The sequence below is a fragment of the Atopobium sp. BS2 genome, assembly GCF_000565075.1.
Classification (GTDB): domain Bacteria; phylum Actinomycetota; class Coriobacteriia; order Coriobacteriales; family Atopobiaceae; genus Lancefieldella.
On record NZ_JDFG01000028.1, the window covers coordinates 91704 to 103893 of the forward strand.

Below are 12190 nucleotides of genomic sequence, written 5' to 3' on the forward strand. Positions count from 1 at the left end.
CCGACCCGTTTTGGAGGTAGCAATGTCCGAATTTATCCGACCAAACGTGTCGGTAGATGAAATCGGCGCAAACGTCGCTCGTGTGAGCGTAGAGCCGCTTGAGCGTGGCTATGGTGACACGCTTGGCAACTCCCTCCGCCGCGTACTGCTTTCCTCTCTTGAGGGAGCTGCGGTTGAGGCCATCCAGATTGATGGCGTTCAGCATGAGTTCACTACGGTTGAAGGCGTCTATGAGGACGTTACTGACATCGTTCTGAACGTTAAGGGCCTAGTTTTCCGCAACACCAACAACTCTGATGAGGCTGAGGCTTCCATCTCTGTTGATGGTCCTTGCAAAGTCTCTGGTGCTGATCTTGATGTTCCTATGGGCTACGAGCTGGTTAACCCAGCTCAGCACATTTGCACTCTTGCTGAGGGAGCTCATCTTTCCATGAGACTTCGCCTTGGTAATGGTCGCGGTTATGTTTCCGGTGAGGATAACGAGCGTGAGAGCGATCCAATTGGATTCATTCACGTTGACTCGATCTTCTCGCCAGTTCGCCGCTGCGCTAAGGCTGTTGAGCCTTGCCGTGTTGGCCGTCACACCGACTATGATCGTCTGGTGCTTGAGGTTGAGACCAATGGTGCAATCAGCCCTCGCGAGGCTGTCGTTGAGGCTGCAAACATCATTAACCAGCACATGAGCGCATTCATGGGACTTACTGATTTTGACGAGACTCAGGAAGAGGCTTCGATTTTTGCTAAGGCAGACGTCGAGGACGATTCCGAGCTTGAGAAGCAGGTTGAGGATTTGGACCTTTCCGTCCGTTCTTACAACTGCCTCAAGCGTGCAGGAATTCACTCTGTCCGTCAGCTCGTTGATTTCTCTGAGAACGATCTTCTCAACATCAGAAACTTTGGTGTTAAGTCTATTGAAGAAGTCAAGGAAAAGCTCGAGAGCATGGGCCTGTCCCTTAAGGCTTAGTCGCGCCTTGTCACGCATAGGAGAATGTAAATTATGAGGCACAATAAGAAGAGGGGCATGAAGCTTGGTACTGATGCTAGCCACACCAAGGCCATCAAGAAGAGCCTGATCCAAGCCCTTTTCACTAACGATCGTATTAAGACTCTTGACGTCCGCGCTAAGGCAGTTCGCGGCGAGGTCGACAAGGTCATCACTTGGGCAAAGCGCGGCGACCTTCACGCTCGTCGTCTTGCTATGGCCAAGGTTGGTAACGCAGAGCTTGTCCGTGAGGTATTTGACAAGGCTGCTCAGGGTATGTGGGCTGACCGCAACGGCGGCTACACCCGTATCATGAAGCTTGGTCCTCGTAAGGGCGATGCTTCTGAGGTTGTTATCCTTGAGCTTGTTACCGAGCCAGTTCAGCCAAAGGCTTCTAACAAGAAGGCTAAGGCTACCAAGGTTGCTCCTGCTCCTGTAAAGGAAGAGGAGACCGAGGCTCCAGCAGAGGAGACCGAGCAGACCGAAGAGGTTGCAGAGTAACTTCTGTCAAAGTGAATCTGAAGAGGTCCTGGCTTTTTGCTGGGACCTCTTTTTCAAATAAAGGAGGGTTGTCATGATTGAGTTCAAAAACGTATCTTTCGCATACGGTACGTCAGCTGCAGCACAATCTTTGACTGACTCTGCTTCTAAAGATGCCGTAGGAGCCACTGAGAGCCAATCTCTGCACACAATGGCACTAACCCTTGATAACGTTTCATTCACCCTAAAGCCGGGCTCTAGAACGGTTGTGCTTGGCCATAATGGTTCAGGTAAGTCAACGTTTGCAAATCTTTGTAATGCATCACTTTTTCCTCTATCCGGAGAGGTTTTAGTAGACGGCAAATCAGTGACCGTAGTGCCGTCTACTCAGATTTCTTCCGTTGTGGGAATGGTTCGTCAAGATCCAACAGCGCAGCTGGTATGTGCAACTGTCTTTGACGAGGTTGCCTTTGGTCCTGCTAATCTTGGACTGCCAAAAGAAGAGATTGTTTCTCGTGTTACTCAAACACTGGAGCTTTGTGACATTGCCGATTTGATTGACGCGCCTACCCATACGCTTTCTGGAGGCCAACAGCAGCTTGTTTCTATTGCAGCAGCGCTTTCAGTGCATCCACGTTATCTGGTGCTTGATGAGGCATTTGCTCAGCTTGATACTCGATTCAGAAATCACCTTTCTAACCTGGTAAATACCCTTGTTACAAACGAGATGGGTGTGCTTGAGATTTCTCATTCGTTTGAGTCTCTTCCCGGGGCTGACCAGGTACTTGTTTTGGAGAAAGGCCAGTTAGTTTGGTCGGGAACTCCCACAGAGTTTCTCTTGGATGCAAATGCAATCGCAAACGCTGGTTTTGATGATGCACTCACAGCAACAGCGCATATAGCTGCACAGGCTGGCTATAAGTTTGATGTGCCTTTTAACGCATCAGAGTTTGTTGCGTTTCTTATTCAGAACAACCTTGCGTTTGATGCTTTGGATACCCTTGTGTATCAGCGTGCCCTTGAGGTGGTGCGAGCAAACAACTATGACGGGATCCAGGCGCTTGGCGAGGAACACGAGCTGGCAGTTTGTGGCGTGTCTCACGCGTTTGACAGGCCCGTTCTGCATGACGTAACACTATCTGCCACAGGGGAGCTTGTTGTTCTGGTAGGCGCTTCTGGCTCTGGAAAAACAACCTGCGCCCGCATAGCCGCTGGCCTCATAGAGGCTGATACCGGGCACGCAACAATCGATGCGCGACTGGTGTGCCCTGGAGATGTCGGCATGTGTTTTCAGCGCCCTCAGGATCAACTCTTTGCCCAAAGTGTTGCTGAAGATATCGCGTTTGGTCCAACTAACAAGGGTTTCTCGCCAGACGATGTTGAGGCGCTTGTCGCGTATGCGGCAGCACGTGTGGGGCTTGATCAGCAGGTCATGGATGCGTCTCCGCTAACGCTTTCTGGTGGCCAGGCTCGTCGCGCAGCGCTTGCAGGAACGCTGGCCTGCGCAACGTACGCGGTGGTGTTTGATGAGGCAACGTCTGGACTTGATGGCGAGGCGCGCTCGCAGGTGCTGCATCTTGCTCGCGAGCTGGCAAACGAGGGCAAAGCGGTTCTTGCAATCACCCATGATGTAAGCGAATGGCTTCCTTTTGCTGACAGAGTAGTATTTCTCGAGAAGGGCTGTGTTGTTGCAGACGTCAACGTGCAAGAAGCACAGACAACCCCAGAGATATACGAGGTTGCGCAGCTTGATTGCCCGCTGTTTGTAAGCGTATTGCATGAGCTTTTGGAGGCCTGCTATGTCTAAGTGCCCCTGTGCTCTGCTTAAGTACTTCTCGCTTGCTTCATTGACAGCGCAGACAAAAATCGTTGCCACTTTTGTGGGTATTGTTGCTCTCTTCTCAGTACAACAGCCACTCGCTTTTATGGTATTTGCTTTGATTTGCGTGAGCCTTTTGTGGAGTGCTCGTGTAAGCTTGCCAGAGTTTTTGCGCGTAGCAAAGCCTGCAGCGTTCATTTTGCTTATATCATTTGTGGCCAATACGCTGGTGTTTATAGGACATCCCGATATCATTTTCTCCGGCTCAGTTGGTCTATCTGTGGCGGGTTTTTACAGAAGCACCGTAGCCATTGCCCGCGTGTTGCTTGCCTTGGCGCTGGTTTTATCGGTTGCGTCAACAACTACACCTACGCAGCTTGCTGATGGCTTTTCTGTACTGTTGCTGCCTCTGCGTCTTATTCGTGTTGACGTTGATGGTTTGAGCATTGTGCTCTCAATTGCTCTGAGGGCAATTCCGCTTACCTTAGAAGAACTCGACAGAATTAGAGCAGCTCAGAGGGCGCGTGGATTCAATTTTGAATCGGGCGGTATTGTTGAGCGCATCAAAAAGTGGTTTACGCTTTTGGTACCGCTGACCGTCTCGCTCTTTCAGCGCGCAGATCAGATGGCGCAAACAATGACAGATCGCTGCCTTGGCGCAGCTAAACGTACACGTATCTCTGCAAAAATGCAGCTTGTTGACTGGGTAGTGTTGCTGCTGTGGGTTGCGCTGTGCCTTGGTCTTACAAGGCTGTAGTGATCTTGCATTGCTGTAGCGGTCTTGTGTCCAGCAGCTACAATACGTGCGTCAACTTTGAGCCTACGATACAATCACTCTAGCGGGCACAAGTCATTTCAGGGAGCTTCATGAACTCAGAAACATCACAAAATATTGCATCAAATTGCAGTTTTGATGCATGCGAGGAGTCTTCGGCTGAGCCTTCAGCTCCTGAGACTCTCGCTGAAGTTCCTTCTGAGCCTGAAGCCACGCTTGTTATCCAGCTAGGTTATCGCGGCGCTGCATTCTGCGGCTTTGCCGAGCAACCCACCCAGCGCACCGTGGCAGGCGACCTTCGCCGCGCGCTTCAGACCGTTTTGCGCAGAGAGGTCGAGCTCACCTGCGCGGGCAGAACCGACGCCGGCGTGCACGCCCAGGCCCAGTACGTGAGCCTTCCCGTATACGGCGCTGAGCTGGCACTGTCTGGCGAGAAACTCGTCCGCTCGCTCACCGCTCTGACCGACGATGACATCTCTATCCGACAACTCTTCCGTGCCCCACAGGGTTTCTCGGCACGCTTTGATGCCCAGGCTCGCTCGTATCGCTATCGCATTTGTGCAGGTAGCGCTCGTCCCGTGCTGGGCTGGGACCACGTGTGGTGGTACAACGGCCACTTGGACGCAGAGCTTATGGACAAGGCGGCGCAGGCGTTGGTGGGGGAGCACGATTTCAAGAGCTTCTGCAAGGCAATTTCTGCCGAGGGCAAGCCAACGCATCGTTTTGTGGAGTGCCTTACCGTTGAAGAAATTGAAGAGGCTGGCGAGAAACTCATTGCAGTTGATATTACGGGCAACGCCTTCTTGCATAACATGGTGCGTACGATTGTGGGTACGCTGGTTGAGATTGGCCGAGGTCACAGGCCTGTTGAGTGGATCGACGAGGTTCTAGCCGCCCAGAATAGAATTGCTGCTGGCAGTTGTGCGCCTGCTCAGGGCCTTACGTTTGTGAGCGTTCGCTATCCAGAGGGTGTTTTGCAACCTTGGTAGCGCTTTCGGTTCTTTGATTGCCTCGCAGTTTCTGTGCGCAGTGCGGCTTCATCGTCCTTCTCGCGCCGTTTACGAAGTCTTTTCTACCACTTGTATTGTGTGCGGTGGTTTCCTTTGCAAAGAAATAGCATCATAGAAGAGAGCGTCTTTTTAGGAGCTCTTGCAGAACTGATGAACAGTGAGGCAAGGAGCCAGTATGTTTAGGAAAAGAGAAAGATTTGAGCGCAGCGATGTTCCGCGTGAGAATCCCTATACCAACGTGATTGGCCTTGCCGTAATTGCCATTGTTGCTGTTCTTGTAGGCATTGTTGTTGTAACTCTTTGGGATCGCGCGCAGCTTGAGTCTCACTTGGGAGATCATGGGCTTAACAAGGCTGTAAAGAGTCAAAGTGTTTCAGGTAATCCGGATGGCACTACACAATCTGATGATGACTTTCTTACCTATGCCGTTATCAGCACAAATTCGCTTAAGGCAGGGGAGTCGACGCTTCAGTCTGTACGGCTTTTGGTCATTGATCGTACGCAGGGAACCGGCCATATAGTGTCTATTCCTACTGATGTGTATGCAGAAGTAGACTCAAACGCTAAAACACTGGCAGATATTTACAAAGATGACGGTCAGATCGCTTTTGTTAGCGCACTTGCTTCTGTCACCAACATTAAGATTACGCACGTTATCATTGCCACAGATGATGTGTGGGAGAAAATCTCGGCACTTTCTGGTTCGGGCGCTCGTTCACTGGTAAGCAATGCTTCTAGTTTGTTGTCTTCAATGATTACCGATATGAAGCCCAATCAGCTTCTTGAGCTTGTAGAGATTGTGCAGCCAATTGGCGTGTCTAATCTTGAGCATGATGAAGCTCCTGTTGTTGAAGGTTCAAGTGGCACTACCGTTGACCCTACGGCCTTAGGAAAGCTTGTTGGTATGCTCGTATAGACGTTATGGGCGTTGTGTGTAGCGCCGCTCCTACAAAACAGGTCAGATGTCCACATAACAGCAGTTAAACACGATGTGTGGAGAGATTTTGATAGAATAAAAATGTCTTTTTAATTCACTTTTTATGGGTAAACTGGTATCTAAAATTTAGGACCAGTTTGGGGGATGTGGAATGCACGAGCGCTCATACAATCCACATATGATTTCGGTTCTCATGGCCGCTGATAATGATGCTGATGCTATTAGAACGGTAATTAGGCAACTTCAAGAGCAGACATACCCTCATTGGGAGCTCATCATTGTTGATAACAGCTCCGACCCTCAGATTGCTCGCATGCTGGATAACCTTGCTAATCAAGAGCCTCGCTTAGATGTCCTGTGCCAATCGGGCATTAGCCATTTTGTTGCGCTTGAGATTGCTCAGGGTCGAGCTCGTGGAGCTTATACGCTTACTACTGAGCCTTCTTATAGGTTTAATCCCCATGTTTTGCAGAAGCTCTATACTGCAGCTACTGCTCTCGGTCCTGTTGGTTCACCTAAAGCGGCAGATATTGTTATTGCACACATGAAAACTGCCAATTCACCTATGGAATGCAAAAGGGCTTTTGGTGCAAAGGCTTCTGCATTGTCGCAGGTATTTGAGGAGTCACAGCTTCCTTATTTGACGTCTATGAGCGGAAAGCTGTGCTCAACGCGTATTTTGACCGATATCAAACATGAGCCAGAGACTGATGGTGAATGCAATTTTGTAGGCTATTGTTTTGAGATTGCAAAAAACATCACGTACGCTCCTGAAGCAATTTTTGTTGATGTACCAGCAGATTCTTCTAAGAAAGAAGAAACTATTACTGCCGCTATGGATAAACTTACCCAAGAGCGTCAGGCACTTGGTGCTCTTGCCAAGCATCTTGGCTTTGCAAACTCCAAGAAAGTTCAAAAGTTGATTAGTCGTTATCTGATCAGCAAGCTTCTTAAAAACATGTATCCCGTTTTTAACGGAGAATCCCAGCTTAGCCATGAGGAAAAAGAAAATCTAATTGTTAAGATTCTTTCTAATCCTGTAGCTCATCTGATTGTTACTGAAGCAACTTCTCCGCGATTGGTTGCTCATGCTTTGCTTGGTGCCATTTTGTCTACCACAGTACAGGCACGCTATGCCTATGCACGAAGAGCTGTATGGTACGCACGCTTTATGCGTATACCACTTGCGTAAGTAACTTCGTGTAAGGTTGGCCGGTATTTGACAGCTTGATGTTGCCGGCTTTAACGCCTGTCCATGAGCGATTTAAACGTCTGTGCAATGCCGTCATTTTTGACACGGAAAAATCCCTCTTTGGCTAGATAAGCATAGCGAGCAAACTTATCATCTTTAGGCAAAGCAATACCTCGCACTTGTGCAAAGAAAGCTTTTCCAGAGCCTGAGATTGCTGGGTTTTCAAACACGTGCTTTGCATCCATGCGCTCAAAGCTCTTGGCGAGAAGATCGCGCACTTCTGAGTCAATCTGACCTGCAGCATCATGTTCTTCTCGCCAGACAAGTGCGTCTTTTGTAAGCAGTGCGTAGTTGATGCCGCGCAGCGTGAGCGCGTTGAGCGCTACGTCTGAGGTGATGTTGCGTGCATCCACAACGTCCATCATGTCATTCCAGCGCTCAAGCGGAATTTTGGGCTGACGCTGCGCAAAGGTGGCAGCTTCTGCATAGCCATTCTCGCGATAGTTATAAAGCGCAGAGTCTGTGTACACTATGCGAGCTTCGCAGCAATGTGAGGCAATAAGGAAGGGGTTGTCAACCCAGCCTGCACCAGGGACTTCTTTAAAGCTGATGTTGTTCTGGGTCAAGAATTCTTTGCGATAGAGTGCTGTCCAAATGGCAGGATGGTGCAACAGAAGCTGAGCCATCTGGTCAATAGAACAGGGCTGATGCTTGGGTTTGACGCGGCCCTTATAAGCGCATGGAATCCTGTGCTCGCCAGAACCAGCAGCATTCTTTACCTGCGACTTTGCTCCTGCTCGACCGTTTTTCTGATTGCCAAACACACGCCAATACGCAGAACGTGCAATATCTACCTGGTCTTCTCCGCCGTTTGCTTGGATAAGATCAACAAGCTCTTGAACCATAGTTGGCTCAAGGTAATCGTCAGGCTCAACAATTCCTACCCATGTGCCGTGAGCTGCGGCAATACCACGATTACATGTTTTTCCGTAACCTTCGTTTGCTTTATCTATGATGACAAGGCGCCCATCGCGGGCAGCATATGCTTCTAAAAGAGCTAAAGACGAGTCAGTTGAGCCGTCGTTTAAGCAGATAATCTCCAGGTTGGTATAGCTCTGCGATTGAATGCTTGCCAGGCACTGCTCCAGATAATCCTGAACGTTATATATAGGCACAACAAGAGAAACCAAGGGTTGGTGGTTTTGCGTGTGACTCATCTAAACTCCTTTTGATTGCTGCTCTATACTATAGAGGCACTCACCCACTCACGAAGTCACATTTTGGGGAAATATGAAGCGCACTGCTCTTGTCATAGTTACCTTCAAACGCCAGGAACTGCTCTCTAACCTGCTTAATTCCATTACGCAGCTTACGCAGGCACCATGGCGCATCATTGTTGTGGACAACGAGAACTCCTCTGAAACAGCCTCACTTGTGTCTGACTTTTCCGAGAAGGTCAAAACCTTGTGGGGAGAAACCACTACAGATCCTGATGTCCACGGGGGCACTAATCGCGTGTGCTATGTGCCTATGGAGCAAAATACCGGCGGTTCCGGTGGTTTCTCTGAGGGTGTGCACGTAGGTTATGAGCTGGGCGCTGAGTGGTTCTGGGTTATGGACGATGATGTTGCCGTGCTGCCTGATGGTCTTGATAAGCTTGACGCATGGTCAGACAAGGCCGAGGTCATCCAGGGCCAGCGCTACGACTTTGATGGCGGTCCTTTCTTCTGGCAGTATCGTTTTAGTACCGCTTTGGGCATCTATAATCCGCTGGCAAAGGCCGGTTTTGATGGCGTTGCGTACCGTGAGTGCAATGTTATGTGCTTTGAGGGCGCCTGCTTTAAGCGCTCTGTAGTGCAGAAGATTGGCCTGCCTGATGCACGTTTCTTTATCTACTGGGACGATGCTCTGTACGGCTATTTGGCCAGTAAGGTGACGCAGCCTATTTTGATTCCAGACTTTGTTCTCTCAAGATGTCGAGAAGTTCCTGGTCAGAGCATTGGTTCTGTGCGTCAGCTTAATTCAACTTCTGATATGACGCGCTATTACATCACACGTAACCGCGGCTATATTGCTCGTTACTTCCAGGTTCACGGTGATTACAATCCCGTACTCTTTGGTGTTGGCACTGCGCTCACCTTTGCAAAAGAGATTATTCGACTCATTTTGGTAGATAGAGCGCACTTCTCGTCTGGTCTTTCTCGCCTTATTAAGGGTTGGAAGGATGCACGTCTTATCTATAAAGATGCAACCTGGCGTCCACAACCTCCACTAGACTAGCCACCAAAGCCGACATTTTGTGTCGGCTTTTTTAGTCCCCAAACGCTCAACAAAAGTGAGCGCTGAGGGACGAATTGTGGGGCATTTGTGAAAGGCGACGAATGCCTACATACAAAAAATCGAATTATTTTTTGACCATTAATAAATTTTGTAATTAGCGAACTTTCTAGCTAATTTTCTACCTGCAGAGATATTGATTGCCATAACGTGTCAATACATAATTTTGTATTCGTGTGGAAATTTCACAATATATTGTTATAGTTCTCGAACTCAAACACTATAAGTTGTGGCATAGTAGTTCCCATCACACAAGCGGGTTCCCAACCACTTCGCTTAGGCAAAAGCTTAGGAACCGCAGTGATAATCCAATTAAACACGCATGAAAGCGTTGCTTTCACCAACGTTTGTTCAAGGAGTTTGCACATGAAGATTATCAAGCGCAATGGCTCAGAGGTCACCTTCGAGGTAGAGAAGATTGTTAACGCAATCGCTAAGGCTAACGCAGAGGTCCCTGAGGATCAGCGCCTGACTGAGCGTGAGATTCAGTTTGCTTCCCTCAACGTTACCGATGAGTGCGAGAAGGCTGGACACACCGTCACCGTCGAGGAGGTCCAGGACCTTGTCGAGGATCAGCTCATGGCTCTTGACCGCTTTGAGGTTGCTCGTAAGTACATCATTTACCGCTACATTCAGAACCAGAAGCGTCACAAGAACACCACCGATGACAAGATTCTGTCTCTGATTGAGTGCAACAACGAGGAAGTCAAGCAGGAGAACTCCAACAAGAACCCTACCGTTGTTTCTGTTCAGCGTGACTACATGGCTGGTGAGGTTTCTAAGGACCTCGTTCAGCGTGAGCTCCTTCCAGAGGATATTGTTGCTGCTCACAACGAGGGTCTCATCCACTTCCACGATTCCGATTACTTTGCACAGCACATGCACAACTGTGACCTCATCAACCTTGATGACATGCTGCAAAACGGCACTGTTATCTCTGGTACTCTGATTGAGCGTCCACACAGCTTCTCCACTGCATGCAACATTGCAACTCAGATTATTGCTCAGGTAGCATCCTGCCAGTACGGTGGTCAGTCCATCTCTCTGGCTCACCTTGCTCCTTTTGTTGATGTTTCTCGTAAGAAGATTCGCAAGACCGTTATGGAGGAGATGAACTCCGTCGGTGTTGAGCTCTCTGCTGAGCAGCTCAACGAGATGGTTGAGAAGCGCCTTCGCGATGAGGTTTCTCGTGGCGTTCAGACCATTCAGTACCAGGTTGTCACCTTGATGACCACCAACGGTCAGGCTCCTTTCATCACCGTCTTCATGTATCTCAACGAGGCAAAGAATGAGCAGGAGAAGCAGGACCTTGCACTCATCATTGAGGAGATGCTCCGTCAGCGTTACCAGGGCGTAAAGAACGAGGAGGGTGTCTGGATTACTCCTGCATTCCCTAAGCTCATCTACGTTCTTGAAGAGGACAACGTTTACGAGGATTCCAAGTACTACTACCTCACTCAGATGGCTGCAAAGTGCACCGCTCGCCGCCTTGTTCCTGACTACATCTCTGAGAAGAAGATGAAGGAGTACAAGCTTTCTAAGGGCGAGAAGGAAGGCGAGGGCGATACCTTCACCTGCATGGGTTGCCGTTCCTTCCTGACTCCAGACCGTTCTGGTAATGGCTTCAACAACGTTGCTCGCGCTAAGAACTATGAGCCAAACAAGCCTAAGTACTATGGCCGCTTCAACCAGGGTGTTGTAACTATCAACCTTCCTGACGTTGCTCTTTCTGCTGGTCGCGATATGGACAAGTTCTGGAAGATCTTTGATGAGCGTCTTGAGCTTTGCCACCGTGCACTCCGCGCTCGTCACGATCGTCTGAAGGGCACCCTGTCCGATGCTGCTCCAATCCTTTGGCAGTACGGCGCACTTGCTCGCCTGGACAAAGGTGAGGTTATCGATCCTTTGCTTTACGGCGGATATTCCACTATCTCCCTTGGTTATGCAGGCCTATACGAGTGCGTTAAGGCTATGACTGGTCACAGCCACACTGACAAAGAGGCAACTCCATTTGCACTCCAGGTTATGCAGCACATGAACGATAAGTGCACCGAGTGGAAGGAAGCAGAGGATATCGATTACTCCCTCTACGGAACTCCTCTTGAGTCCACTACCTACAAGTTTGCTAAGGCACTTCAGCGTCGCTTTGGTGTTATCCCAGGCATCACCGACAAGGGCTACATCACCAACAGCTACCACGTCCACGTCGCAGAAGAGATTGACGCATTCCAGAAGCTTCAGTTTGAGTCTGAGTTCCAGCGTCTTTCCCCAGGTGGAGCAATCTCTTACGTTGAGGTTCCTAACATGCAGGACAACATCGAGGCTGTTCTCAGCGTCATGCAGTTCATCTATGACCACATCATGTATGCAGAGCTCAACACCAAGTCTGACTTCTGCCAGGAGTGCGGTTATGACGGTGAGATTCATATTGTCGAGGAGGACGGTAAGCTGGTTTGGGAGTGCCCACACTGCGGCAACCGTGACCAGACCAAGATGAATGTTGCTCGTCGTACCTGCGGCTACATTGGTACCCAGTTCTGGAACCAGGGCCGTACCCAGGAGATCAAGGACCGCGTCCTTCACCTCTAAGATTTATGTACTAGACAAACGAGCAGAAGAGCGCCTTGGCCCTTCTGCTCGTTTTTATTATCTCTATCA

The 12190-nt window shown here is 49.5% G+C and carries 10 protein-coding genes; 9 read left to right on the top strand and 1 reads right to left on the bottom strand.

Annotated elements, in window-relative coordinates; all coding sequences use genetic code 11:
• The first annotated feature begins 22 nt into the window (after nt 1-22).
• The 7 genes from HMPREF1492_RS03440 (at nt 23) to HMPREF1492_RS03470 (ending at nt 7195) form a co-directional block, all read left to right on the top strand.
• Nucleotides 23-964 carry a DNA-directed RNA polymerase subunit alpha gene (locus tag HMPREF1492_RS03440; protein WP_035435877.1) on the top strand — a complete coding sequence of 314 codons (942 nt, stop codon included), beginning with the start codon at nt 23-25 and terminating at the stop codon, nt 962-964.
• Nucleotides 965-997: 33 nt separating this feature from the next.
• Nucleotides 998-1483 carry a 50S ribosomal protein L17 gene (rplQ, locus tag HMPREF1492_RS03445; RefSeq protein ID WP_035435881.1) on the top strand — a complete coding sequence of 162 codons (486 nt, stop codon included), beginning with the start codon at nt 998-1000 and terminating at the stop codon, nt 1481-1483.
• 73 nt (nt 1484-1556) lie between these two features.
• The gene (locus tag HMPREF1492_RS03450; protein WP_051479377.1) at nt 1557-3269 is read left to right on the top strand and encodes an ABC transporter ATP-binding protein; all 1713 of its coding nucleotides are present in this window, start codon (nt 1557-1559) and stop codon (nt 3267-3269) included.
• A complete protein-coding gene (locus HMPREF1492_RS03455; protein ID WP_035435883.1) occupies nt 3262-4038 on the top strand; it encodes an energy-coupling factor transporter transmembrane component T family protein in 777 nt (258 codons plus the stop codon). The genes HMPREF1492_RS03450 and HMPREF1492_RS03455 overlap by 8 nt, the downstream gene beginning before the upstream one ends.
• Nucleotides 4039-4148: 110 nt before the next feature.
• The gene (gene truA / locus HMPREF1492_RS03460) at nt 4149-5045 is read left to right on the top strand and encodes a tRNA pseudouridine(38-40) synthase TruA (protein ID WP_035435885.1); all 897 of its coding nucleotides are present in this window, start codon (nt 4149-4151) and stop codon (nt 5043-5045) included.
• 196 nt (nt 5046-5241) lie between these two features.
• A complete protein-coding gene (locus tag HMPREF1492_RS03465) occupies nt 5242-5982 on the top strand; it encodes a hypothetical protein (RefSeq protein ID WP_035426918.1) in 741 nt (246 codons plus the stop codon).
• Between the two features lie 172 nt (nt 5983-6154).
• Nucleotides 6155-7195 carry a glycosyltransferase family 2 protein gene (locus tag HMPREF1492_RS03470; protein WP_035435889.1) on the top strand — a complete coding sequence of 347 codons (1041 nt, stop codon included), beginning with the start codon at nt 6155-6157 and terminating at the stop codon, nt 7193-7195.
• Between the two features lie 50 nt (nt 7196-7245).
• On the opposite strand, the gene HMPREF1492_RS03475 is transcribed toward HMPREF1492_RS03470, so the two are convergent.
• Nucleotides 7246-8412, bottom strand: a complete 1167-nt coding sequence (locus HMPREF1492_RS03475) for a glycosyltransferase family 2 protein (RefSeq protein ID WP_035435891.1) — start codon at nt 8410-8412, stop codon at nt 7246-7248.
• Between the two features lie 73 nt (nt 8413-8485).
• Here HMPREF1492_RS03475 and HMPREF1492_RS03480 point away from each other — a divergent pair, with 73 nt between their 5' ends.
• A complete protein-coding gene (locus tag HMPREF1492_RS03480) occupies nt 8486-9475 on the top strand; it encodes a glycosyltransferase (RefSeq protein ID WP_035435894.1) in 990 nt (329 codons plus the stop codon).
• 423 nt (nt 9476-9898) lie between these two features.
• Nucleotides 9899-12121: an anaerobic ribonucleoside-triphosphate reductase gene (gene nrdD / locus HMPREF1492_RS03490; RefSeq protein WP_035435898.1), complete on the top strand. Its 2223-nt coding sequence runs from the start codon at nt 9899-9901 to the stop codon at nt 12119-12121.
• Nucleotides 12122-12190 lie beyond the last annotated feature (69 nt).